This window comes from Salibacterium halotolerans (assembly GCF_900115625.1).
Lineage (GTDB): Bacteria > Bacillota > Bacilli > Bacillales > Marinococcaceae > Salibacterium > Salibacterium halotolerans.
In genome coordinates this window covers 13,175-39,283 of sequence record NZ_FOXD01000014.1, presented here as the reverse complement: position 1 = coordinate 39,283, position 26,109 = coordinate 13,175, and the positions used below count along the sequence as shown (strand labels likewise).

Annotated in this window: 23 protein-coding genes, 1 other RNA gene and 1 pseudogene; 21 read left to right on the top strand and 4 right to left on the bottom strand. The window is 46.6% G+C overall.

Annotated features, from left to right (window positions below; translation table 11 throughout):
- Positions 1-11 precede the first annotated feature (11 nt).
- From BM124_RS12280 to BM124_RS12270, 3 genes are all read left to right on the top strand, one after another.
- Positions 12-350, top strand: a complete 339-nt coding sequence (locus BM124_RS12280; RefSeq protein ID WP_093338014.1) for a cyclic-phosphate processing receiver domain-containing protein — start codon at positions 12-14, stop codon at positions 348-350.
- Between the two features lie 194 nt (positions 351-544).
- Positions 545-739 (top strand): hypothetical protein, encoded by a 195-nt coding sequence (locus tag BM124_RS12275; RefSeq protein WP_093337914.1) that lies wholly within the window; start codon positions 545-547, stop codon positions 737-739.
- A 42-nt stretch (positions 740-781) separates the two neighbouring features.
- The gene (locus tag BM124_RS12270) at positions 782-1,636 is read left to right on the top strand and encodes a dipeptidase (RefSeq protein ID WP_093337912.1); all 855 of its coding nucleotides are present in this window, start codon (positions 782-784) and stop codon (positions 1,634-1,636) included.
- A 402-nt stretch (positions 1,637-2,038) separates the two neighbouring features.
- Here BM124_RS12270 and BM124_RS12265 read toward each other — a convergent pair whose 3' ends face one another.
- Positions 2,039-2,977: a glycine betaine ABC transporter substrate-binding protein gene (locus BM124_RS12265; RefSeq protein WP_093337911.1), complete on the bottom strand. Its 939-nt coding sequence runs from the start codon at positions 2,975-2,977 to the stop codon at positions 2,039-2,041.
- Positions 2,978-3,299: 322 nt separating this feature from the next.
- On the opposite strand from BM124_RS12265, the gene BM124_RS12260 reads away from it, so the two are divergent.
- The 10 genes from BM124_RS12260 (at position 3,300) to BM124_RS12215 (ending at position 12,688) form a co-directional block, all read left to right on the top strand.
- Complete coding sequence (locus BM124_RS12260; protein ID WP_170841128.1) at positions 3,300-4,124, top strand: ABC transporter ATP-binding protein; 825 nt, start codon at positions 3,300-3,302, stop codon at positions 4,122-4,124.
- A gap of 110 nt (positions 4,125-4,234) precedes the next feature.
- Positions 4,235-5,143 (top strand): chemotaxis protein, encoded by a 909-nt coding sequence (locus tag BM124_RS12255; RefSeq protein ID WP_342028632.1) that lies wholly within the window; start codon positions 4,235-4,237, stop codon positions 5,141-5,143.
- A gap of 500 nt (positions 5,144-5,643) precedes the next feature.
- Positions 5,644-7,941, top strand: a complete 2,298-nt coding sequence (locus BM124_RS12250; RefSeq protein WP_093337908.1) for a DEAD/DEAH box helicase — start codon at positions 5,644-5,646, stop codon at positions 7,939-7,941.
- A complete protein-coding gene (locus BM124_RS12245; RefSeq protein ID WP_093337906.1) occupies positions 7,925-9,169 on the top strand; it encodes a ribonuclease H-like domain-containing protein in 1,245 nt (414 codons plus the stop codon). The genes BM124_RS12250 and BM124_RS12245 overlap by 17 nt, the downstream gene beginning before the upstream one ends.
- Before the next feature lie 165 nt (positions 9,170-9,334).
- Positions 9,335-9,898 carry an SLOG family protein gene (locus tag BM124_RS12240; protein ID WP_093337905.1) on the top strand — a complete coding sequence of 188 codons (564 nt, stop codon included), beginning with the start codon at positions 9,335-9,337 and terminating at the stop codon, positions 9,896-9,898.
- Between the two features lie 96 nt (positions 9,899-9,994).
- Positions 9,995-10,321, top strand: a complete 327-nt coding sequence (gene gpsB, locus BM124_RS12235; protein WP_093337904.1) for a cell division regulator GpsB — start codon at positions 9,995-9,997, stop codon at positions 10,319-10,321.
- 18 nt (positions 10,322-10,339) lie between these two features.
- A complete protein-coding gene (locus BM124_RS12230; RefSeq protein ID WP_093337902.1) occupies positions 10,340-10,741 on the top strand; it encodes a reverse transcriptase-like protein in 402 nt (133 codons plus the stop codon).
- Between the two features lie 72 nt (positions 10,742-10,813).
- Positions 10,814-11,201, top strand: an RNA gene (gene rnpB / locus BM124_RS12225) — RNase P RNA component class B.
- Between the two features lie 91 nt (positions 11,202-11,292).
- Positions 11,293-12,432 (top strand): THUMP domain-containing class I SAM-dependent RNA methyltransferase, encoded by a 1,140-nt coding sequence (locus BM124_RS12220; RefSeq protein ID WP_093337901.1) that lies wholly within the window; start codon positions 11,293-11,295, stop codon positions 12,430-12,432.
- A gap of 64 nt (positions 12,433-12,496) precedes the next feature.
- A complete protein-coding gene (locus tag BM124_RS12215; protein ID WP_093337899.1) occupies positions 12,497-12,688 on the top strand; it encodes a hypothetical protein in 192 nt (63 codons plus the stop codon).
- 2 nt (positions 12,689-12,690) lie between these two features.
- Here the strand turns inward: BM124_RS12215 and BM124_RS12210 are convergent, their stop codons facing one another.
- Positions 12,691-12,996, bottom strand: a complete 306-nt coding sequence (locus BM124_RS12210; protein ID WP_093337898.1) for an iron-sulfur cluster biosynthesis family protein — start codon at positions 12,994-12,996, stop codon at positions 12,691-12,693.
- 118 nt (positions 12,997-13,114) lie between these two features.
- On the opposite strand from BM124_RS12210, the gene BM124_RS12205 reads away from it, so the two are divergent.
- From BM124_RS12205 to BM124_RS12170, 8 genes are all read left to right on the top strand, one after another.
- Positions 13,115-14,629, top strand: coding sequence for a carboxypeptidase M32 (locus BM124_RS12205; RefSeq protein ID WP_093337896.1), 1,515 nt, complete (start codon positions 13,115-13,117; stop codon positions 14,627-14,629).
- A gap of 126 nt (positions 14,630-14,755) precedes the next feature.
- On the top strand, positions 14,756-15,820 hold the full coding sequence (locus BM124_RS12200) for an ABC transporter ATP-binding protein (RefSeq protein ID WP_093337895.1): 1,065 nt from the start codon (positions 14,756-14,758) through the stop codon (positions 15,818-15,820).
- Positions 15,821-17,353: an ABC transporter permease/substrate-binding protein gene (locus tag BM124_RS12195; RefSeq protein WP_093337893.1), complete on the top strand. Its 1,533-nt coding sequence runs from the start codon at positions 15,821-15,823 to the stop codon at positions 17,351-17,353.
- Positions 17,354-17,377: 24 nt separating this feature from the next.
- Positions 17,378-17,800: a CoA-binding protein gene (locus tag BM124_RS12190; protein ID WP_425288588.1), complete on the top strand. Its 423-nt coding sequence runs from the start codon at positions 17,378-17,380 to the stop codon at positions 17,798-17,800.
- Between the two features lie 187 nt (positions 17,801-17,987).
- Positions 17,988-19,952, top strand: a complete 1,965-nt coding sequence (gene parE, locus BM124_RS12185) for a DNA topoisomerase IV subunit B (protein WP_425288587.1) — start codon at positions 17,988-17,990, stop codon at positions 19,950-19,952.
- Positions 19,953-19,955: 3 nt separating this feature from the next.
- Positions 19,956-22,427, top strand: a complete 2,472-nt coding sequence (parC, locus tag BM124_RS12180) for a DNA topoisomerase IV subunit A (RefSeq protein WP_093337890.1) — start codon at positions 19,956-19,958, stop codon at positions 22,425-22,427.
- A gap of 41 nt (positions 22,428-22,468) precedes the next feature.
- Positions 22,469-22,960 (top strand): metal-dependent hydrolase, encoded by a 492-nt coding sequence (locus BM124_RS12175; protein ID WP_093337889.1) that lies wholly within the window; start codon positions 22,469-22,471, stop codon positions 22,958-22,960.
- 509 nt (positions 22,961-23,469) lie between these two features.
- A complete protein-coding gene (locus BM124_RS12170; RefSeq protein ID WP_093337887.1) occupies positions 23,470-24,090 on the top strand; it encodes a hypothetical protein in 621 nt (206 codons plus the stop codon).
- Positions 24,091-24,613: 523 nt separating this feature from the next.
- On the opposite strand, the gene xerS is transcribed toward BM124_RS12170, so the two are convergent.
- Together xerS and BM124_RS18585 are read right to left on the bottom strand one after the other, a co-directional pair.
- Positions 24,614-25,699 carry a tyrosine recombinase XerS gene (xerS, locus tag BM124_RS12165; RefSeq protein WP_093337886.1) on the bottom strand — a complete coding sequence of 362 codons (1,086 nt, stop codon included), beginning with the start codon at positions 25,697-25,699 and terminating at the stop codon, positions 24,614-24,616.
- Between the two features lie 211 nt (positions 25,700-25,910).
- Positions 25,911-26,069: pseudogene (locus BM124_RS18585) on the bottom strand (DUF1541 domain-containing protein); the annotation flags it as partial.
- Positions 26,070-26,109: the final 40 nt, after the last annotated feature.

The window sequence follows — 26,109 nt, the reverse complement described above, 5'->3', positions numbered from 1 at the left end:
GGATGGATGAAATGGAACGACGAAACATTTTCCTTGACGATGTGAGGCCTGGACCTGAGGATCATATCCTTGTTAAAACAGCGGAAGAATGTATTCTGCTGCTGGAGGACGATGAACACGTGTCTCATCTGTCGCTCGATCATGATCTTGGCAGTAATAAAAGCAATGGGTTTGAAGTTGTTCTATACCTCTTGGAAAACGAACAGTATCCAGATCGAATTACCATACATTCGGCAAATGCTGCGGCAGGAAAAAAAATGTACCAGCACTTACTCGAAGGAAAAAGAAAAGGAACAATTCCTGAAAGAGTAAAAGTAACATTAAGACCGCTGCCGTTGACATTCTCTTAAATGCACAAGTGCACAAGGGGCTGTATCAAAAGGTGCAGCTCCTTTTTTATTCCGAAAATCCAGAAAGGGAGGCAGAGCAGATGGAGATGGTATTTATTAAAATGACGGACCGGGCAGAACTTGCCGCAGCGGCGTTTGACGTACCCGCCGCTTTGAAAATCGAGGCGGACTGGTCCGGGTCATGAGCTGCAGATGTGGATGTACGCCTGGTTCTGGAAGAACCAGCACAAATGGAGCAGGCTGCTCCCGTTTATGCTTATACCGGGGAGGACTCTTTGTTTCACCTTAACCCGGCGCCGTATGTCGATTATCATCCAACACTCGGCTGGATGGTGAAAAACAAAAACGAAACGGTGGCATCACGGTTAAAAGTGAAAGGAAAGATGTAACGACCAGCTGCATACCTTGAATAAAAAAGGTTGCGGTTTATAATGTTTATCGCAGATGCGCATTGTGATATGCTTTGGAAATCAGCGGAGGGCTCTGTTCCCGTAGTGAACAGGGATACACTGCGCGAAGGAGGAGTCCAGCTTCAGAATACTGCTCTTTTTGTTCCTCCATCTTTATCAAACAAGAGACAGTATGCTCTTTTGAATGAAGAACTCCGTGTGCTTCAAACGTTGACACAGGATTCAACAAAACAGGATTCGGATTTCATGCTTTCGCTTGAAGGGGCATCACTGATCGGGGACGATCTGAAAGAGTGGACGCGGTTGAAAGACGCTGGTCTGGAGATGGCCGGATTGACGTGGAATGAAAAAAATCAGCTTGCTGCAGGCAGTGAGCAGCCGAATCAATTCGGTCTGACGGATGAAGGAAAAGATATTATTGAATGGATGAATGATCACAAGATTATTCTCGATGCCGCTCATCTCAATGAGCAGAGTTTCTGGCAGGCCCTTGAATTTGCCGGCAGAACAGCCGTCAGTCACACAAATGTCCGGGCGCTGCACGATCATCCCCGCAATCTGACGGATAAGCAGATCAGCGCTCTCATCAAGCAGGAGGGATTTATCGGGCTGACGTTTTATCCGTATTTTATAAACGGGACGGAAGAAGCTGATTTTTCGGATTTCGGCAGGCAGGTGGAACATCTATGCAGTTTAGGAGCAGCCTCCATTACCGGCTTTGGATCTGATTTCGACGGCATTTCAAAAACAATGAACGGCATGATTTCTCCTGCAGGATTTCCGGACCTTGTGGAGTGGCTGCTGCAGCGTTTTGATGAAGATACGGTAAAAGGAATAGCAGGGGCTAATTTTCTTCGCTTCCGGCAGCGGGCCTGAACATCGTACTTTTCAAACGTGTACGTTTCCTCTAAAATGGAGGCAGGAAAGAGGTGAGTACACATGCAGATTTCAGATCAAGCGAAACAATTTCTCGAAGGTGTTATGGAAGAACACGGCATGAACGCAATCCGTGTTGTATTCTCCGGAATGGGCTGAAGCGGACCCAATATTGGTCTGGCTCTGGATGAGCCGGCAGAAGACGACGAAAAAAGAGTAATTAACGGTATCCACGTAGCAATCGAACAGCAGATCCTTTTGCATGTTGAAGGGGTGACCCTTGATATTGAATCGGATGAAGACGGTCAACTCGGTCTTGTCATGAACGGTGCTCCCGGAGGAGACTGCTGTTAACCTATAAAAAATGTCCCGGCGGACCTGAAATTCCGCCGGGACATTTTTTTATTTTTCCACCCATTCGCTGATGAGTTCCTGATGGTTCTCCACCCATGTTTCCGCGCCGTTAATCGGCTGTTCTGCTTCATTTACAGCAGTCATCAGGGTGCCGATTTGGTCGTCGGTCATTTTCCAGTTTTTAAACCATTGATCCAGTTTAGGATAATCTTCTGCAAAGCCCTGTCTTGTTGCGTGATGAATCTGTTCGGTTTTACCGTAAACGTTTTTAGGATCGTCCAGGAATTTCAGATTGTGCTTGGAGAAGACACCGTGTGGTTTCCACAATGGCGCGACAATCGGATTTTCGTTTGCAATGGCCTGATCGATTTCTTCCAGCATGGCCGGTTCTGAACTTGGCAGCAGCTCATAGTCCAAATTATATTTGTTGATCATTTCTCCGGTGACTTCCATTGTACCGGCCCCCGGGTCAAAACCAACGATTTCACCTTCAAATTTGCTGACATTGTCGTTTAGATCTTTTATGCTGTTGATGTCTTCCATGTATTCCGGCACGACGAGTCCGACTTTGGCATTTTCATACCATACTTCGTCGGAAAAATTAATTTGATCGCCGTACTGTTCGACGTAGTTCTGATCCTGAACAGGGAGCCATATTTCCAAACTGATGTCCAGGCTGCCCTCGGATACACTTTTCATCGTTGTTCCCATATTAAGATTGTTTAACTTTACGTCATACCCTCTGTTTTCCAGAATAACTTTCCACATATTCGTAACGGCTATATTTTCTGCCCAGTTTATCTGACCCATCTGAAGTGTTTCAGTGCCGCTTCCTGCTTCCGATGATGAGTCGCTTCCTGCTTCCGATGACGAGTCGTTTCCTGATTCCGACGAACCGGATTGATCGTTGGAACTTCCACTGCCGCAGGCCGTCAGTCCAGTAAGCAGCAACGCCGCTATGACAGAATGTAAGGTAAGTTTTCTCATGTTTATGAATCCCCCTTAAATTTTGTGTTACACAATGCATCAAGATCAACAGCTTACGCAAATGATCATCTTAACACATATGTTACATGCTGTCCTCCTTTTTGTTAAAACTGTTAGATTAATTAAATATTTTTTTAACAATTTTAATTTAACACGTTTATTATAAAAGTCAAATACTTTCGAATGGTTAATAGATTCTCCGTTCCTTCATGATGGAGTATAAAAAAATTTTATTGATTTATAAATGAAGGGTTATTCTGTTAATCAAATCTTCCATTTGTTACTCTTAAATATAAACAGAATTCATGAAGGCAGGGATAAAATGAGTGATTCATCACAACTTTTAAGATTTGATCATGTGGATGTTACATCCGGGGGAAAATCCAGACTCCAAAACATAACTTTTGAAATAAACAAGGGGGAACAGTGGGCTCTGCTTGGTTTAAACGGGTCCGGAAAAACGACACTGCTGCAGGTTATCGCAGGCTATGTGTGGCCGACATCCGGTACTGTTACGAGCTGGAAGGGGCAATACGGCAGAATCGATCTTCCTGCACTGCGCCGGGAAATCGGCTGGGTAAGCGATACACTGGATGATCGTTACCGAACCCGTGCCGGGGACAGTGCTCTTGAAGTCGTATTGAGCGGCCTTTACGCTTCTATCGGTCTCTATGAAACAACGACGGATGTTGATAGAGAGAAAGCAGCTTCCTGGATGTCTTTTTTCGGCATTCATGAACTGCAGAATCGGTCGTTTGCGAGTTTGTCACAGGGCGAGAAACGAAGAACGATGCTGGCCAGAGCCTGGATGGCTGAACCGAAACTGCTGCTGCTTGACGAACCCTGCACAGGACTTGATGTAAAGGGAAGAGAAGAATTTCTCTCTTCTGTTGAATCGCTCATGTCACTCGACGACGCTCCCGCCCTTATGTACGTTACTCACCACATAGAAGAAATCCCTGCTTCTGTCGGCAGTATCGTATTATTAAAAGATGCCGGAATTATTCAAAAAGGGGACAAAAAAACCGTTTTAAATGACGACAATGTAAAAGAAACGTTTGAAGTGAACGGAAGAGTGCATTGGGAAGAAGAGCGTCCGTGGCTTCTTGTACAAAACCAATCGTCATTAAGACAAAAAAATCAGTAGAAAAGTTTTATTTTAGCAAAAAAATAGAAAATCATCTTGCAGTTCGCTGTTAATCCGGTAAAATAGAGACAAAAGTACTAATGCTCTGTGCATAGTTGGGGGTAAAAAGCGTGGCACTTACAAATCAAACCGATATTCTGCTCGAAAGCGGTACGAATGAGCTCGAAATCGTAATGTTCAATGTGGGAAGCGGGATGTTCGGAATCAATGTTCTAAAGGTGAGAGAGATTATACAACCGGTCGAAGTGACGGAAACGCCGAACCGCCACGAACATCTTGAAGGGGTGGTGCGTCTTAGAGAGGAGGTCATTCCGGTAGTGGACCTGGCCAAAGTTCTCGGCTATCCGCCCTCGGAAGATCCTTATAACGATAAGTTTATCATTTCAGAACTGAATCAAATGAAAGTAGCGTTTCATGTACATGCCGTTTCCAGGATTCACCGTATCTCCTGGGAACAGATTGAAAAACCCGGAGAACTGTCCCAGGGTCATGACGCCAATACAATCGGTATTGTGAAAATGGAGGAAAACATATCTCTGCTGCTGGATTATGAGAAAATTGTCATGGATATTGCGCCGGAATCCGGAGTCAGTCTACCAAAAGGAAAAAGTATTCAATACAAAGACCGGACACAAAAGCAGCTGATGATTGTGGAGGATTCACCGATACTCAGACAGATGCTTGAAGATGTTCTGGAACAGGCTGGTTACGTGAACTCCTATGTCTACGAAGATGGCAGAGAAGCCTGGGATTTTATTGAATCGAAAGAAGAAGATCCATCCACCCTTCCGGACCTCATTATTACAGATCTTGAAATGCCGAGAATGGACGGGCATCATCTAACGTCCAAGGTGAAAAATCATCCTGCTTTTAAACAGGTGCCTGTCGTTATTTTCTCATCCCTGATTACAGAGGACCTTTACCACAAAGGGGAAAAAGTCGGAGCAGATGCTCAGATAAGCAAACCGGAAATAGTGAATCTGGTAGACCGCATCGATTCCATGATCTTAAGTGAATAGCCGATTCATGTTGTGAAAATTGAAAATCCCGGATAATATACCGGACGATGATTATCTGCCGCAAAGGCATCATCGCCCGGTTTTTTATGTTGCATGGGCTTTTTCAGCTTGGTTGTTAGAAAATTTCTGAAAAAGAAGTTGACTGTTTTATAACAACTTTGTATAATGAACAGTATAGTACAACAATTCAACAGATGGAGGAGTGATCAGCTTGATGAAGCCCACCGGCACATGGATGAAACAGCAGGGCGGAAATGTTCAGGAAGAGGAAACCATTCTCGAGATGATCAATGACTATCACACCATCAGATAAATAACGGTTTCGATCTTTACTCTTTTACAATAACGGGCAGCCGTTATTGTTTTTTTGCTTACTGTACTATTACAATGGCGCAGGTATACGTACAGAAGGTTTCTGCCTGGATTTTATTTATCGGTGTGAATGCGTTGGAAATCAAACGTATATTCGGTATAATGGAAGCATCGAGGTGAACGAATGCATGCAAAAGCAGAACCTTCAACAAGTCATGGACTGGATGAAAAATGACCCGGAGATGGGGCAGCGAATCGAATACTGGCATACGATAGATGAAAAACCACCCAGAACGTCCCCGTTTCCCGAAACGCTTGACACCAGACTGAGAAAAGCGCTCGAACAGCGCGGTATATCAGAGTTGTATATTCATCAGGCTGAAGCACTGCAGAAAAGCGGCGCAGAACGGCGGAATACCGTGGCTGTCACTCCCACCGCTTCCGGTAAAACACTCTGCTACAATCTTCCTGTTCTGCAGTCCATTTTGGAAGATAAGGAAAGCAGGGCGCTGTATCTGTTTCCGACCAAAGCACTCGCCCAGGACCAGAAAAGTGAGATGAATGAATTAATAGAAGATATGGGAGAGGATATACGCAGTTATACGTATGACGGGGATACCGATGCAGGCATCAGGCAGGTGATCAGAAAAGCCGGTCACGTTGTCATGACCAACCCGGATATGCTTCATTCGGCCGTTCTGCCGCATCATACGAAATGGGTTTCTCTTTTTGAAAATCTGAAATACATTGTGATAGACGAGATTCACACGTACCGGGGTGTGTTCGGCAGTCATACCGCCAACGTTCTCCGCCGGCTCAAGCGCATCGCGGAGTATTATGGAAGTTCGCCGGTGTTTATCTGCACCTCCGCCACTATCGCCAACCCCCGTGAACTGGCCGAAACACTGACGGGCGAACCATTTCACTTAATTGATGAAAACGGCGCTCCGCGCGGAAAAAAACATTTTGTTTTCTACAATCCACCTGTTGTTCATGAAGCATTAAATATCCGAAAGGGTGCGGTATCAGAGGTTAATACACTTGCTGCCCGTTTTTTGAAAGAGAACATTCAGACAATAGTGTTTGCCAGAAGCAGGGTCACCGTGGAAGTAATTTTAACCCATCTTCAGCAGCTCGTTAAAAAAGAGCTTGGCCCGAAATCGATACAGGGATACCGAGGCGGCTATCTGCCGAAACAGCGCCGTGAGATCGAAAACGGGCTGCGCACCGGTGATGTGATGGGTGTTGTGAGTACCAACGCGCTGGAGCTGGGCGTGGATATCGGTCAGCTGCAGGTGTGTCTGATGACAGGGTACCCGGGTTCCGTTGCAAGCACCTGGCAGCAGGCCGGACGTGCCGGCAGAAGACAGGATGAGTCTTTGATTGTAATGGTGGCAAATTCCACCCCGGTCGACCAGTATATGATCCAGCAGCCGGATTTTTTTCTGGAACAGAATCCGGAGTCGGCGCGGACTGATCCGGATAACCTGATTATTCTCGTCGATCATGTGAAGTGTGCTGCATTTGAACTGCCGTTTCACGAAGGAGAAACGTTTGACGGGGTCGATATTCGGGAGGTGCTTGATTACCTCTCCGAAGAACAGGTCCTTCATCCGCGGGGGCATAAATGGTACTGGATGAATGAGGCCTTTCCGGCTCACGGCGTCAGCCTTCGCTCCGCTTCTCAGGAAAACGTCGTCATTATCGACCAGACCGAGACCGGTTCCGCGAAAGTAATCGGGGAGATGGACCGCTTCAGTGCGATGACGCTGCTGCACGATAACGCCATCTACCTTCATCAGGGTATTCAGTATCAGGTAAGGGAGCTTGACTGGGACGAAAAGAAAGCCTACGTGGAGGAAGTAGAAGTGGAGTACTACACTGATGCCAATCTTGCGGTAGATCTGAAGGTGCTCGAAGAAGATAAAAGAACCGACTACCCGTCGTTTATAACAGCATTCGGCGACGTCATGGTGAACGCGAAAGCAACGATTTTCAAAAAAATAAAAATGACGACCTTTGAAAATATCGGGTCAGGCCCGATCCATCTGCCGGAAGAAGAGCTGCACACGAATGCATGCTGGCTCAGCTTTCCTGAAGAAACAGTAAATGAGTTCGGAAAGAACTCGCTTGAACAGGCATTGATAGGGTGTGCCAATGTTTTGCGCCACACCGCTCCCATTCATGTGATGTGCGACCGCAGTGACCTTCATGTCGTACCGCAGATGAAGGCCACGCACTCCGAACGGCCGACGATTTTCCTATACGATAGGTATCCAGGCGGGGTGGGGCTCTCTTCGGCGGTTCACCGTGATATGAAAAATATCCTGAATGACTGCCGGAAACTGATTACGTCATGCCCCTGCACATCGGGTTGTCCGTCGTGTGTCGGTTCGGACTTGAATCTTGATGAAGAAGCAAAATGGCTGTCCCTGCGTCTGATACGTATCTTAGAGGAGGAACGGCAGATTGAAGCTGAAACATAAGCTGAACCGGATGAAACATCATATGAGCCATGAGCCTGCTGAAAAGGCGGAGGAACATGGACAGACAAAACAGAAGGAAAATCCGCAGCAGGAGATTCCGTTTCTAGATAAATGGAAAGAGATGGACGCTGTCCCGTTGTATCTTGATGAACAGTACGTGCTGCGGCGCGAAAAACAGTACAGTCTTGATTACCGGCACGGGCGCCGCCGGCTCGGCAGTATCTTCCAGATATTTGAACGATGGGGGCGGGAACTGGCGGATCACCCACTCCGTCCATCCGGCCGCCGCCCGCAGGATCTGCTTTTTTTTGACACAGAAACCACCGGGCTTAACGGCGGAGCCGGGAACATGATATACCTGCTCGGCGGAGCATGGTTCTCGGAGGAACGCGTGCATGTCACGCAGTATTTTCTGCCCGGTCCGGAGTCAGAGGCCGCCCTTTATTACCACTTTTTAACGGAGATGGAGCACTCCATTCATCACCTCGCGACGTACAATGGGAAAGCTTTCGACTGGCCCCAGGTGAAAACAAGACATACTTTTGTGCGTCATGAGGTTCCGAAGCTTCCCGATTTCGGACATTTTGATCTGCTTCACGCGGCAAGACGCCTGTTTAAACGAGTGCTGCCGTCTTGCCGTCTGTCGGTGGTGGAAGAGGAAGTTCTCGGCATCATTCGGGAAAATGACACGCCGGGCTATCTTGCTCCGATGCTTTACTTCGATTATCTGAGAGAACAGAATCCCGTCTTAATCGAAGGGGTGATCGAACACAACGAGCAGGATGTACTCTCGTTAATTTCACTTTATATTGAACTGTCCGAACGTGTTCTGGAAGGGGGAACGACTCCGGAGGAAACATACGAAATCGGGCGCTGGTTTGAGCAGGTGAAAGAATGGGACAAAGCGGTGTGGTGTTATGAGAAAGCACGGCACACATCAGAGGAATGGCAGGCTGCCTATGATTATGCTCTTGCCCTCGTTTTGAAAAAACAGCAGCAAACTGCTGAAGCCTTCCCCTATTTAGAAACGGTCCTGCAAAGCGGCGGAGCATACGCAGCCGAATCAGCAGTGGAGCTGGCTAAATATATGGAACACGAATGCAAAGATCCGGAAAAAGCGCTGCATTACACTGGTGCGGCGCGTGCTGTTTCCACGGTTACAGAGCTTCGGGACGATCTGGACAAGCGCGAGAAACGGCTGGCCGGCAAAATACGTCCGGGGAAATGAAGCATTTCATTATTTCCCGGGCAAGCGCATAAACCTCTGCAATCCGTGTTAAATCAACACGTTTGGACAATGCCTCTTTCTTTTTATCTCTAATTGGATGAAAAGTATTGTCGAAAAAAGAAAAGATTCCGCTGCGGCTGAGGGAAATAACGGAGGGAAATGATCATGAAAGTGCTTGCTGTAAGCGGGTATAAACCACGTGAACTGGGGATTTTCAACCCCGAAGCCGAGGAAATCGGCTATATTAAAAAAACAGTTAAGGCACGTATTTCAGGATTTCTGGAACAGGGACTGGAATGGGTAGTCGTATCCGGCCAGCCTGGTGTGGAGCAGTGGGCGGCGGAAGTGGTGATGGAATTAAAGCAGGAAGGATGCAGCCTCCGACTTGCCGTACTGCCACCGTTTCTCCACCAGGACAGCATCTGGCCCGATCACGCGAAAGAGCGGTATCAGAAGATCATCGCTGAAGCCGACTATTCGGAAGCTGTTTCAAAAAAAGAATATGAAAATCCGGGACAGCTCCGCGCCAAAAACGATTTCATCATCATGAAAACCGATGCTCTTCTTGTGTTATACACCGAAGACCAGCCCGGAAGCCCGGAGTACTATCTGGAGGCGGCCGGGCGCAGGTCATCTGCCGGCCATTATCCTGTGTACCGCATTACTCCGGATGATCTGCAGCAGACAGTGGAGGAAGAAATGCTGCGGATGGCGGATGATATCGAATAGTAAAACGAATGAAAATTGACTTTTCAGTGAAGGTTTGAAAAAATAAAGAATATCTACTTCTATCAAAAAGCTTATGTTTTCGGGGTGAAGGATGCAATGAATAATATTCAATTAACAGGAAAAGATATTCTGGATAAAGATTTCAAAAGCAGTATGAAAGGCTACAATAAGGACGAGGTGGATCAATTTCTCGATACCGTTATTCAGGACTATGAAGCGTATGAACAACGGGTGAGGGATCTCGAACAGCAGCTGGAACAGGCCCGCTCCGGTTCCCGCCGCGAAACCCGCGTGAACAGTCAAGTCCAGGAAGAATCCCCTGACCGGAGCATGCCTCAGGCCGGCGGTACGAATTATGATATTTTAAAGCGTCTGTCGAATCTTGAAAAAGAGGTATTCGGGAAAAAATCTTATGAACAATAAACAACCGGGGGGATCGGTTTGATCAAATTATTTATTGATGGAGCCAGTGCAGGAAATCCCGGTCCGGCCGGCGCCGGAATTTTTGTTGTGAATCCGGAAGGAAACGATGAACACCACGCCGTTCCTCTTGAAATGATGAGCAATCACGAAGCCGAATTTGCCGCACTGCGGGAAGCATTGAAACTATGTGTGGAACGGGAGTGGGCAGGTGTGTCGATTCATACGGATTCCCAGCTCGTCGATGAAGCAGTAGAAAAGCAGTATACGAAGCACCCGCTTTACAGACCGAGACTTGAGGAAGTGCTGACCCTGTTCGCGCAGTGCAGTCTGTGTTTTATCAAATGGATTCCGTCCACCCGCAACCGTACCGCTGACCAGCTGTCGAAAAAAGCGGTGCGGATGAACAAAAGTTCCTCCTGAATTTTGCTGACATGGCTTGTCAAACCAGGAACAAAAGGATATAATAATCTATGCCGTAAAATGGTGCTGCTGACATTCAGGCAGTCGCTGCGCTGATACGCGTAGAGGAAAGTCCATGCTCGCACAGCCTGAGACGGCTGTAGTGTTCGTGCCCGGCGAAAAAATAAGCCGGGACGGTCCGACGTTTTGGATCGATGGCGGGGAATCGGCCTGTGTCCTAACCGGATATGGCCGTATTACCTTTAAAGTGCCACAGTGACGTAGTCTGTTTGGAAACAAACAGAGTGGAACGCGGTAAACCCCTCGAGCGGGAAACCCAAATGTTGGTAGGGGAACCTTTCGGAAGGAAATCAACGGAAAGAAAGGGCAGGGATGATCTCCCTGCAGATAGATGACTGCCACCGGCGTGCGAGGTGAAGAACCGCAGGCAGCACAACGGGACAGAACATGGCTTATATGAATGTCACGGCATCGGTCAACCCCTGTTACAGGGGTTTTTTCTTTATAAATGAAAGACACCATCAAAGCCGTATCATAGAGGAGCAGATGCAATGAGTGAACATGTCACCTTAATAGCAACCGCAACGATGGGGCTTGAAGCTCTCGTTGCACGGGAAGTGAAAGCGCTCGGCTATTCGGACGTTCAGGTGGAGAACGGACGGATTGAGTTCCAGGCGCCCCTGCAGGCCATAGCAAGAACAAACATGTGGCTTCGCACCGCCGACCGTGTAAAACTGAAAGCAGCCGAATTCACGGCAGAATCGTTTGATGAGCTGTTTGAAAAAACAAAAGCTGTTCCATGGGAGACGCTGCTCCCGGCCAATGCGGAGTTTCCAGTCGTCGGCCGTTCTGTAAAATCAACGCTTTACAGTGTGCCGGACTGTCAGTCGATTGTCAAAAAAGCGGTGGTGGAACGGTTGAAGCAAACGTATCAAAAAGAGTGGTTCCCCGAGAACGGCGGGCTGTATAAAATCGAAGCTGCGCTTCATAAGGACACAGTTACACTGACGATCGACACGTCCGGTGCAGGTCTGCATAAACGCGGATACCGCAGTGTCCAAAATACCGCTCCGCTGAAAGAAACCCTCGCTGCATCTCTTGTTATGCTGACGAACTGGCATCCGGACCGGCCGTTTGCCGACCCATTCTGTGGATCGGGGACGATACCCATTGAAGCCGCTTTAATCGGTCAGCAGATTGCTCCCGGTTTTAACCGGGAATTCGCGGCGGAATCGTGGCAGTGGCTTGGAACCGATATGTGGAAAGAGGCGAGAGAAGAGGCTGAAGACAAAGCGGAATACGATCAGCCGCTTGATATACAGGGATCCGACATAGATCATCGTATTGTAGAGCTGGCTCAGGAAAATGCGATGGAGGCAGGGCTGTACGGTGTCGTAAATTTTAAACAGATGCAGGCATCCGACTTCACAGCGCGAAGGTCTTACGGCTGTCTTGTGTCCAATCCTCCGTATGGTGAGCGGCTCAGCGGAAAAGAAGAAACAGAGATCCTATACCGGGACATAGGGGAGGCATTCCGTCCGCTGGATACATGGTCTGTCTACATTCTTACATCGAACGAAGCGTTTGAAACATTTTACGGAAACAGCGCCACGAAGAAGAGAAAGCTCTATAACGGGAAAATCAAGACCGACTATTATCAATTCTGGGGGCAGAAACCTCCAAAAATGTAGCATAATGATCCCCTTCGCTGTATATACTTATAAGGTAGTATGTTTTCAGGGAGGGGAAAAGGATTTGCAGCATATACTGAATACAGAAAAGCTACAATCGCTGCTGAAGATTGAACAGGCGGTCGGAAACGCGGAGAAAATGTTAAACACTCCGGAAGCACCTTCATCGGCTGGACAGAAGGAACAGGCTGTCAAACAGGCGAAAGCGCAGCTTGACCGGGCATGGAAATACCATTTGAACCGGAGATGGTCATGACATTAACGCGGATTGGTCAAGTCCTGTATGTTGGGATTTTCAAACGTTAGTAAATCAATCTGCGCATCATAGGATACAACCATTCCGTCCATATACCATTGATCCTGGGGATTAACAAAAAAATAAATGCCATCAACCTGAAGCACAGCGGATCCTGCTTCAGGTTTTTCTTTGGCCACTCCCATCGAATAACCTCCGGATCCTACGCCGCCGACCCTCACAAACAGCCTTACATAATCACCATCGGTCAGTTCCATTTCCTGTTTGTACAGCCGGGCTGCGTCTTCTGTTATGCGAAATGAGACCATGAGATATCTCCTTCCTTTCTTTTTCTGTTATAACACGGAATATACAGCCTTTAAAAATGATAACAATATGCGTTTATGATACGCTGACCGTAACACAAGCAAAAGGAGCCATGAAACAATGAGTCATACCATAAACAAAATCGAACAGCAGTTTCTTGAACATATGTATACGATGAATGCTTATGAACAGGCTTTGGGCCTTATGGAGTGGGATGCGAGAACCAAAATCCCCGAGAAAGGCACGGACGACCGTGCCGAAGCTGTCGGCAGGCTGTCGACAGAACTGTTTCAATTAACAACTTCCGATAAAACCGCGTATTATGTCGATACTATTCTGGCATACAAAGAGGATGAGGTCACACCGTGGATCCGCAAAGCCGCCGAAGAACTGAAAAAACAGTACGAACGTTCCGTCCGGATTCCGTCTGAAGAGTATCAGGAATACAGCACACTGGCAGCAAAATCAGAAGCAGTCTGGGAACAGGCCAAAGAAGCAGACGACTTTGAAATGCTTCGTCCGTATCTCGAGAAACTCGTGGAATTCAGCCGCCGTTTTGCAGAGTACTGGGGATATGATAAACATCCCTATGATGCTCTTCTGGAAGATTATGAACCGGGGATGACAACCGAGATGCTGGACGACGTTTTCAACCGCCTGCATAAGCGTCTGCAGCCGCTCGTCGATGAGGTTGCTGCTTCGTCTGTAAAACCGGACACGTCTATTTTGTTTGAACCATTTCCTAAACAAAAACAGACGGCTGTCAGCAGTAACATTCTTCGCCGTATGACATATGACTTTGCAGCCGGCCGTCTTGATGAAACAGCCCACCCGTTCGCCCTCGGGCTGAATCCGTCGGATGTCCGCGTCACCACGAATTACGATGAAAACGACTTTAGAACCGCATTGTTTGGCACGATTCATGAAGGTGGTCATGCGCTGTATGAACAGAATCTCCCGCAGGAATGGAAGGCAACAGTACTGTCCGACGGGGCTTCTATGGGCATCCATGAATCCCAGTCGTTGTTCTGGGAAAACGTGGTCGGCCGCTCGAAGGCATTCTGGGAGTATCATTACGACATGCTGCGGGAAGAAGCAGGCAGTGCGTTTGATGATGTGACACTTGATGAATTTTACCGCGCCATTAATACGGCCGGGCCTTCCCTTATCCGCATCGAAGCCGATGAACTCACCTATACCCTGCATATTATGCTTCGTTACGAGATAGAAAAACAGCTCATAAACGGAGATATTGAAGTGAAGGATCTGCCTCGTATCTGGAACGAAAAGATGCAGGAATACCTTGGTATCACGCCACCTGACGACAGCAAAGGTGTATTGCAGGACGTGCACTGGTCATTCGGAGCATTTGGGTACTTTCCTTCCTACGCGCTCGGTTATATGTATGCCGCTCAGTTTTACGATGCGCTGCGGCGTGATATCCCTGATTTTGATACAAAACTGCAGGAAGGAAACCTCGAACCAATCAAACAATGGATGACCAACCATGTACATCAATACGGAAAAAGCAAAACGCCGGTGGAAATTATAAAAGAGGCAACTGGTGAATCCATTAATCCGGATTATCTGCTCGATTATCTCGAAACCAAATACCGGAAGCTGTATTCTCTGTAAGTATGATATGCCGCTTGTTTTACAGAGGATGTCTTCTGATGTTCAAAACGGGTTTAAAAAGTACAAAAATGTGATATTAACTCTTATCATGGACTATTTACCTGAATACAAGAGGAGAACGGTACGATGATAACATTTGAAAGCATCACCAAAACATTTCCGGATGGAACAAAAGCCGTGGATGACTTTACGGCTGAAATAAAAAAAGGGGAGCTGTTTGTCTTAATCGGCCCGAGCGGCTGTGGTAAAACAACGACCCTGAAAATGATCAACCGGCTGATTGAACCGTCATCAGGTTCGATCCGCATTGAGGGTGCCGACTTAACAAGGTGGAACCTGCAGGAACTGCGCTGGAACATTGGATACGTTCTGCAGCAGATTGCGTTGTTTCCGACAATGACAATTGAAGAAAATATCGCTGTCGTTCCGGAAATGCGTAAATGGAGCAAAAATCAGATTTCGGACCGGGTGGATGAACTGATGAACATGGTGGAACTCGATCCATCCGTGTACAGGCGCCGGATGCCCAAAGAATTATCCGGCGGACAGCAGCAGCGTGTCGGGGTCGTTCGTGCGCTTGCGTCGGACCCTGATATTCTGATTATGGACGAGCCTTTCAGCGCACTTGACCCCATCACAAGAGAACAGCTGCAGAAAGACGTGAAGGAACTGCAGTCGCGGATCCAAAAAACAATCGTTTTTGTCACCCACGATATGGATGAGGCTCTTGCTATCGGGGACCGCATCTGCCTGATGGAATCGGGCCGGATTGTACAGACCGGCACGCCCCATGAACTCGTTCATCATCCCGCAGATGATTTTGTCAGGGATTTCATCGGAGACCGGACCAATGAGTGGGACACGCCTGTCAAAAAGATGATGAGCTGTAAAAGCGAACACAGCGTAAATGTGGCTGACCTTCCTAATTCCCCGCTGTATCCGGCCCCGATGTACATTTTCGACAGCGATTATCATTTTCTCGGACGCAGCAGGGAGGGGGAAATAGAGGACCATTCCGTAACCGTTTCCCCGGAGACGATGCTGAAAAAAGCGGTAGAGTATTTTGAAACAAGCGATGTCGATGCACTCCCCGTTATCGAAAACGGAAAACTGATCGGTGTGCTGAGCTATAAAGATATCGTACGCTACATGCAGCAGTTTCATAAGGAATCAGGAAAGGAGTCCGTATAGATGGGAGTTTTCCAAGAGATGCTGGACCTCTTCCAGAACCGGCAGAACATGTTCTGGACACTGCTTTGGGAGCACATACATATGTCACTGCTTGCTTTGTTATGCGCTGTTTTCATATCGGTACCGCTCGGTATTTACCTGTCCAGAAAAAAACGGGTGGCTGAGCCGGTCATCGGTGCTGCAGCGGTACTTCAGACGATTCCAAGTCTCGCACTGCTCGGCTTCATGATTCTTATTCTTAATGAAATCGGAACGTTTCCGGCCGTTGTTGCTCTGACGGCTTATGCGCTCCTTCCTATTCTGCGTAATACGTACACGGGAATCAGTGAAGTAGACCCGGCGGTTAAAGAAGCTGCTACCGGTATGGGAATGTCTTCATTCCGCCGCCTGCGCAAAGTAGAGCTCCCGATGGCGATCCCGGTTATTATGGCTGGTATCCGTACCTCCATGGTGCTGATTGTCGGAACCGCCACCCTGGCGGCACTGATCAGCGCGGGCGGACTCGGCGATTTTATTATGACCGGCATCGACCGGGCGGATAACGCTTATATTCTGCTTGGAGCCATTCCTGCTGCTCTGCTTGCACTGTTTTTTGATTTTATACTCCGGGTAACTGAAAAAACGTCCAAAGGTAAAGCCTTAACGCCGGTAGCCGCCGTTCTCGGTGCGGCTCTTCTTGTTGTCGCGCTCCCGCTTTTTTCCTTCAATCAAAAACCCGACCTTGTCATTGGTGGTAAGATGGGAGCGGAACCGGAAATTATCGCTAATATGTACCATCACTTGATTGAAAACGAGACAGATTTGAATGTAGAGGTGCAGTCCGGTTTTGGCAGTACGGCTGCTGCCTTTAATGCACTGCAGGTCGATGAAATAGATATTTATCCCGAATTCACCGGCACTGCCTTGACAGCCCTGCTGGACCAGACTGCCTCACCGGGAAGCACGGAAGAAGAAGTATATGAACGTGCTGCCAAAGGCATGGCACGGGAATACAATATGGCGTACCTTGAACCGATGCAGTTCAACAATACATATGCCCTTGCGATGAGAGAAAAGCAGGCACAGAAACTCGGCATTGAAACCATTTCAGATTTGGGGCCGTATACTGATCAGTTAACGCCGGGATTCACGTTTGAATTTGCCAACCGGCAGGATGGGTATCTGGGTATTCAGGAGGTATATGGTTTAACGTTTGAGAATGTGGAAACGATGGATGCAGGTCTGCGCGCCCGTGCGCTGGAAGTAGGAGAAGTTGATATTATTGACGCCTATTTCACCAGTGCCGACATCGTGGAATACAACATGCGCGTTCTCGAAGACGATAAAAATCTGTTTCCACCTTACCAGGGTGCTCCGCTCATGAAGCAGAAAACCTTGGAAGCCCATCCGGAACTGGAACGTATTTTGAACCAGCTTTCCGGTGAAATCACCAATGAAGAAATGCAGCAGATGAACTATATGGTCGATTATAACGATGCAGATCCAAGTATTGTTGCAAGAGAGTACTTGACGGATAATGGATTTTTTGACTAATCTATAGAAAAGGAGAAATGAGACATGAACATGTTTCACAATCCCTCCGAAGATAGAATATCCTCTGTATTAAAAAACAGTACCACTATTGCGGTCGTCGGTTTGTCCGGTAATCCCACGCGGACTTCCCATCAGGTCGCTGAAGCCATGCAGAAGGCAGGGTACCGCATTATCCCGGTCAATCCGAACGTGGAGGAAGTGCTGGGTGAGAAGGCAGCTGCACGGCTCGGTGACATTCAGGAACACGTTGATATCGTCAACGTATTCCGCCGCACAGAGCATCTCCCGGGTATCGCTGAAGAAGCAGCCGCGATGCCGGACGTTCCCGGCGTGTTCTGGGCCCAGCTGGAACTTGTGAGTGAGGAAGCCGCCCGGACTGCTGAAGAATCCGGGATGACGGTCATTATGGATAAGTGTATCAAGGTTGAACTTGCCCGGTTATCTTGATGATAAACAAACGCTCATCCTTCTACAGATGAGCGTTTCTCGTTTCACAACGTAATAAGAAGAGACCAGTGTTTTTGTTTTTCCGGGAGATTATTATCAGATTATAAAAAAATAAAACGTATGTTCTGCTTTTATGTGTTATAGTGTAGTATACAGGTTTGCTTGCAAGAGAAAGGGGTACACGTCATTGACACAGACCTTTGATTATAATGATGATTCAATACAGGTGCTTGAAGGACTCGAAGCAGTCCGTAAAAGACCAGGGATGTATATTGGAAGTACCGACAGCCGCGGCCTCCACCATCTCGTGTTCGAGATTCTTGATAATGCCGTGGATGAAGCGCTGGCGGGATTTGGAAACGTGATAGATGTTACCCTTCATGCCGACCAGAGTATCTCCATCACCGATTACGGCAGAGGGATTCCGACCGGCATGCACCGGACCGGTAAATCCACGCCGGAGGTCATTTTCACCGTTCTTCACGCTGGCGGGAAATTCGGACAGGGTGGTTACGTGACAAGCGGCGGTCTTCACGGGGTCGGAGCTTCTGTCGTCAATGCGCTCTCGGAATGGCTCACGGTCGTTATTCATAAAGACGGCGGCGTGTACCGGCAGGAATTTGCCGACGGCGGAAAACCGGTAACCCCGCTGAAAGAAGAGGGAACAACAAGAAAGACTGGAACCACCATTCGTTTTAAACCGGATTCGTCGATTTTTACAACCACCTCCTATCAATATGAAATGCTTGCCGAACGGCTGCGCGAAGCCGCTTTTCTATTAAGTGGTGTTTCCATCCGCCTGACCGATAACCGGGAGGCAGAACCGGTTTCGGAAACATTTGTTTATGAGACGGGGATCAAGGCCTTTACGGAATACCTGAATGAAGATAAGGAAGTTCTTCATCCTGTCGTTTACTTTGAAGGAGTGAGCCAGGATATTGAACTGGAGATTTCGTTCCAGTTCAACGATGCCTACACAGACAACGTTTTGTCTTTTGTAAATAATGTACGCACCAAAGACGGAGGAACCCATGAATCCGGAGCTAAGACGGCTCTGACGCGTGCATTTAATGAATACGCGCGGAAAATGAACTTCCTGAAAGAAAAGGACAAAAACCTGGATGGTTCGGATATCAGGGAAGGTTTTACCGCTGTTATTGCGATCCGGGTGCCGGAGTCCATGCTTCAGTTTGAAGGACAGACGAAAAGCAAACTCGGAACACCTGAAGCAAGATCAGCCGTCGATCAGATTTTTTCGGAAAAACTGACATATTTCTTTGAAGAAAACCCCTCCGTCAGTGCGATGCTGATCAAAAAGGCCATGAAAGCCGCGCAGGCCCGGGAAGCTGCCCGCAAAGCAAGAGAAGAAGCGCGCAGCGGCAAAAAAAGCCGGAAAAAAGAACTGCTCAGCGGGAAACTGACGCCGGCACAGTCGAGAAACACTGAAAATAATGAACTGTATCTTGTCGAAGGGGATTCCGCCGGCGGATCAGCTAAACAGGGAAGGGACCGGAAGTTTCAGGCGGTTCTGCCGCTCCGCGGGAAGGTCATAAATACGGAGAAGGCAAAACTCGATGATATTATGAAAAACGAAGAAATCCGGACCGTCATTTACGCACTCGGATCGGGTGTCGGCACGGATTTCTCCCTCGAAGACAGCAATTATGATAAAATCGTGATCATGACCGACGCTGATACGGACGGAGCCCATATTCAGGTGCTTCTTCTCACCTTTTTCTACCGCTACATGCGGCCGCTCGTTGAAGCCGGCAAAGTATTCATTGCTCTGCCGCCGTTATACAAAGTGAGTAAAGGCAGTGGAGCGAAAGAAAAGATCGAATACGCGTGGGATGAAGAAGGCCTGCAGGAAGCTATATCAAAAGTCGGAAAAGGCTACGCCATTCAGCGTTATAAAGGCCTCGGCGAGATGGATGCCACCCAGCTCTGGGAGACTACAATGAATCCTGAAACAAGAACGCTTGTCCGGGTGACCGTCGATGACCTGGCGCGCGCGGATAAACGTGTCACTACGCTTATGGGGGATAAAGTGGAACCAAGGCGTAAATGGATAGAATCCCATGTAGAATTCGGCATGCAGGAAAATGACAATATACTGGAAAATGAGAACCTTCATGTGACGGAGGAGGAGTAAATCGTGACCGAGGCAGAAAAACATCTGGATTTACCACTGGAGGACGTGCTGGGCGACCGGTTCGGCCGATACAGTAAATATATCATTCAGGAGCGCGCGCTTCCGGATGCAAGAGACGGATTGAAGCCGGTGCAGCGGCGGATTCTTTATGCGATGCTGCAGGACGGCAACACGGCTGATAAACCATTCCGTAAAGCGGCCAAGACGGTCGGCAACGTCATCGGGAATTACCATCCGCACGGAGACTCCTCGGTGTATGAAGCGATGGTGAGGATGAGCCAGGACTGGAAAGGCCGCCATCCACTTGTGGAGATGCACGGCAATAACGGCTCCATTGACGGGGATCCTCCGGCGGCGATGCGCTATACCGAAGCGAGGCTTTCCTCCATCTCAGCAGAAATGCTGCAGGACATTGAAAAAAACACGGTCGAATACATTCCGAACTTTGATGATTCGATTGAAGAACCGGTTGTTCTGCCGGCGATGTATCCGAATCTTCTCGTGAACGGATCGACCGGAATATCGTCCGGTTATGCGACAGACATCCCCCCTCATCAGCTCGGAGAAGTCATTGACGCCGCCTTGATGGAAATTAACAACCCTGACTGCACCGTGGATGATCTCATGACCGTCATGAAAGGGCCTGATTTTCCGACAGGAGGCATCATTCAGGGAACAGACGGCATAAAAAAAGCGTATGAAACCGGCCGCGGTAAAGTTGTTGTGCGCTCCAAAACCGAAATGGAAACGCTGAAAGGCGGAAGAAAACAGATTGCTGTAACCGAACTTCCGTATGAAGTTGTGAAATCCAACCTGGTCAAACGGATGGATGAGATTCGTTTTGACAAAAAAGTGGACGGCATTGCAGAAGTCCGTGATGATACGGACCGGACCGGCCTCCGGATTGTGATTGAACTGAAGAAAGAAGCAGACCCGCAGGGTGTATTGAATTACTTATACAAAAATACCGACCTGCAGGTGTCCTACAGCTTCAATATGGTAGCCATCCACAATAAAACCCCGCAGCTTCTGGGATTGAAGCAACTGCTTGAGGCTTATATCTCCCATCAGAAAGAGGTTGTCACGAATCGTTCCAGATACGAACTTGATAAAGCCGAACGGCGGCAGCATATCGTGGAGGGTCTGAAAAAAGCTATCTCCATTCTGGATGAAGTCATTGAGATCATACGGGGATCCAATGATAAAAAAGATGCCAAAACCAATTTGACGGCATCCTTTGATTTCACCGAACAACAGGCCGAGGCCATCGTCACCTTACAGCTTTACAGACTGACAAACACGGATATTACGACACTGGAAAAAGAGGCGGAAGATCTGGATAAACAAATTAAGAAACTACGCGGAATTTTAGACAGTGAATCCAAGCTTCTGAAAGTGATCAAAGACAAACTCGCTTACGTGAAAAAAACATATAACGATGAACGGCGCAGCGTGATTGAAGCCGAAATTGAAGAGCTCAAAATAGATCTGGAAGTCATGGTGCCGGCTGAGAATGTCATTGTCAGTGCTACGAAGGAAGGGTATATCAAACGTACCAGCTACCGGTCTTATTCCGCCTCCAATGAAGAACCGCCGGGAATGAAGGAAACCGACGATCTGCTGTATGCGGCGGAGCGCAATACGACCGATACACTTCTTCTCTTTACGGCAAAAGGGCAGTACATCTACATGCCGGTACATGAACTGGCTGATATACGCTGGAAAGATAACGGACAGCACATTGGCAATATTGTTCCGCTGGAGGCGGACGATTCGCTTGTCCGGGTTATTGCTGTCTCTGAATTCACCGATGACCGCTATCTCACATTCTTCACGAAAAACGGTATGGTGAAAAAGACGGTGCTTTCCGCTTATCAGGCACAGCGGTATTCGAGAGCTCTGGTGGCTGTAAAACTGAAAGACAGTGATAAACTGATAAATGTTGATGTAACGGACGGGTCGAATGAGCTCTTTATTGCGACGAATTTTGGTTACGGTCTTCGTTTTGCCGAAGATGAGGTGACAGCGGTCGGTCAGCGTGCCGCAGGGGTGAAAGGAATTGACCTGAAAGCGGGGGATTCCGTGGTGAACGGCTTCTCTCTCTCATCAGATGGTCCGTTCGAAGCCGTAGTTGTGACGCACCGGGGTGCCGTAAAGAAAATGCCCCTGAAAGAATTTGATACATCGAGCCGTGCGAAACGAGGGCTTGTTATGCTCCGCGAATTGAAACAGAATCCGCATCTTATTTCGAGCCTGCAGCCGTGGGATGGTAAAGAAAGCGGGCTCCGGATTCAAACCGAAACCGGAAGCGTGGAAACCGAAGATGTCGGCAGTATGCGTAAAAGTGACCGGTACAGTAATGGTTCTTTTCTCATTGACACGAAAGAACTCGGCACCGTGACGGACGCCTGGCCGGCGCTTGATTACCAATCTCTGCAGAAAACAAATGAAAACAGCAAAGAATCCAACAGCTGAACAACAAAATACCGCACTACAACAAGGAAGGAACCAACATCATGAATGCAGGTACACACACGATTGGCGCATTAGCCGCAGGAACGGCGGTGTATTGGGTCGGATCTCTTTCTTTTTCTACAGCAGAAGCAGTCGCATATACGGCTGCTGTTCTGATCGGCGGGCTGCTGCCTGATATCTGCCAGCCGTTTTCATGGTTTGGACGGAGAATCCGACCTGTTTCTACTATGATACAGAAGCTGTTCGGACATCGAACAATTACACACAGCATACTATTTATGGCAGTTCTTTATTTATGCGCCGGGTTAATCCCGTATGCCTGGGGTACAGTTGTTCAGTACGGGATTACAACCGGGGCAGTCAGTCATCTGCTGCTCGATATGATGACCCCGCAGGGTATTCATCTTTTGTATCCGGTGAAACAGAAAATTTCTTTTCCTCTCACGACAAAAACAGGATCGAAAGCAGGGGAGGGAGCTGTTTCCTTTCTCATGCTTTGCTGGATTGTGTATTTCGGTGTACATTTCATCTGATTTATGATGGAGACCGGATTACCGCCATGAAGACATCATAAAATTCCGAACCACTCTTTCCTGTGTGTTTCGGAATTTTTATTGTACGCTGGAACTCCAACGTACGAGAGCAGTGCTGATCCGCCGGTGCTCACCTAGGTTTTTGTAACGGGTCACGGGAACGGCCTATAAATGTCTTTTTCACAGCAGATTTCCCGGTGAACGTCACGTAAAGCCGTTCATGATGACGTTTGAGGTGTCGGCACCCTCATCAAACGTAACCATGGGATTTTAACGTTACGTTTGCTTCGTTTTTCTGCTTCTAAACGTCATCATGGCGTTTTTATAACGACGTTTAATCTTAAAAAAAAGTACTAAAACGCCGCCCGCCTTCTATAAATGCACGCTGGCCTGGGTTGCAGTCTGATTATTCTCATTGCTTTTTTTAAGAAACTGTTTATACTTCCACCGGATGCCTGTTATTCTAATAAGATGGAAGATATACATCGAAAAAGAGGAGAGTCCTGGAGATGAAGCGGGTCATTTTCACTGCTGTACTGCTGTCCGTTTTTTTAGCTGCCTGCTCTGCAGGTAAAACGCAGTCGGAGCCGATGCTCGAACGTAAAGAGCTGACCGATGATGAACAAAGATACCTTGATATGGGACTGGATTATTCCATGGTTTACAACGTAACGGGAGCCTTTCCTGAACAGATTCAATCAGCAGAGCTCATGATAAATGTCTACAGGAATGGAGAAAAACTGGAAGAAGCATCCATCAGTGGTTTTCGGTATGGCTTAATAAACGGAGAGGATGAGGAATTAAGCGAAATTGATTTTGGCATAAACTGGGATGGGGAGGAAGAGGATGCTGCGTTGAAGCTGACTATGGGTGATAAAAACATAAAAGGGCAAAAGGTTGTCTCTCAAGGGATGGCTCAGACAACAACGAACGTTCCATTCGTGTTTGATTCGACTGCTTATACGAATGTGAAAAACATTCCGATTGAAGCAGACGGCGTATCGCCACTGGCCATCATGACGTCAGGGAATCATATAACAGACAACTGGTATAAAGAAGAAAATCGGGAACGCATCATCAACCATGATGAAAAAGTAGCTATCTTTGAAGTTAAATGGCTGACTAAATAAAAAATAATGAATCATGGAAGCTGAACGAAGAATGGATTATGTTGCGTAAAACAGCATCTCATTTTTTGTTATGTCTCAAAACCTAAAGTTAACTTAATTTTTGATACATAAAGAAGTTCCACTCTTTGACTTCCTATAATATATATTATGTAAACTAAAAACAAATGAACTCCAGCTTCATTCTTCTGTATCCCCTTTTTCCTTTCATTGGGTATATCGTTTTAAATATTCCTGCTGACATTCTGCGGCCTAAATGAAGAGCCGCGTTTTTTTACTGGTAACGCGGCCTTTTAACAAGACTGTCCGTTGAAGCAATTCCGTTTACATTATTGAAGCAATTAGGTTTCTTTTTGGATTATTGTATTAATATACAATATTTATTGAAGCGATTGTGTTGACAAAATGTACAGCTGCCCCAAATTATTGAAGTAAATGTGTTAACATTATGGATAATTGAAGAAATTCTATTGACAAAGTGAACAGCAATCTCCTTTAGTGTTTGTGTAATAAATAGTAAGCAACTTCATTCATCTTTTGGAAAATCCATTTCATCAACGGCCTCTTTTAAATCTTCATTTTTTATATGAGTGTAGATCATTGTAGTCTGAATTGAGGAATGCCCTAGCTGTCTTCTTAATTTTGGTACATCATTAATTTGATTATGGTACCTGGTTGCGAATGAATGACGAAGCTTGTGCACTGTTAAAGACGGTTTACCATAAGCTTTAGCATATTTTTCGATCATCTTCTCTACAGCTCTTGCTGTCATTCGCCTTGTTGTTCCTTTAGGTCCCATTGGAGCTGATATAAATAACGCTTTAGTGTTTTTGCTCACTTTATATTTAGTTTCTCTGATCTTCAGGTATTGTTCTAAGTCGATCATTGCTTGCTTACTGAAGTAAACAAACTGTTCTTTATTGCCTTTTCTCATAACACGTACTAAGCACTTATTGAAATCTATGTCACTAATATTTAGATTTGTTATTTCTGATAAACGTAACCCTGAGCCTAAAATAAAAGATACTATCGCAGTATCTCTTTCCATGTTGAGCAAATAAAAATTGTGGATTTTTTTGTTATCTTTATTATTCTGACCGTAATCGTAGGCAATGAAAAGTCTGAATTTTTCATAATCATCTCCAGTTAGAATATTTCCTTCCATTTTATTTGCAACCGTTTCTAGATTGTCATTAATTTCATTAAACTCTACTTTTGCCATTACATTCCTTTGAAGATAAGGAGTTAAATTATCATTTTCTGCAATGTTTTGAAGGTAGTGAAACAGAGACTTTAGAGCAGATAGCTTTCGATTTACAGTAATCTCCTTATTACCTAATTGATAGCAAAGAAAACTCAAAAACCCTTCGATTTGTTGTACAGTTAACTTTTCTAAAGATTCTAAAGGTACGTCTTTGATATTACCTTCATAAATACCTTCAGTAATAAGCCAGTTAAAAAAAATTTTGTGATCATGACAATAATTCAGTAAGGAAGACGCAGATAATCTTCTTCTTTTGTAATCGATGAATTCTTCTATGTACCAGGGTAACTCTTTTAGAATTCGTTCTAGTTTCACATATTCTTGTTGTTGTTTTGAGTAGTCAGCCATGATATCACCTCTGAATTAGATTGTTCATTAAATTTTATAATTTTTAATATTATTACGTCAAATCTATATTTTACGTAATAAATATGTTTTATTTCAACTCGATATAAAAGTTAAATTACGGCCTCTTGTACAAATAAACGATTCCATTGTGTAAAAAGAGAGCTATCCAAAAAGTTAGCTCTCTTGCACACTGACATTAACTTAATAACTGTTATTCCACAGGGCTGATTTCCTCTTCAATAACCCATTTATGATTTTTAACTTTTTCACCATTCAAGATGTGGTGAATCAACCATGAAAACCGTCGTTTCTTAGCTGAATCAATTTCAGCCGTTGCCCCTTCCATGCCTTTCATATGAGAGGCATCCAATGAACCGGTTTTAAAAGAACAAATGAAAATTAAAAAAGGG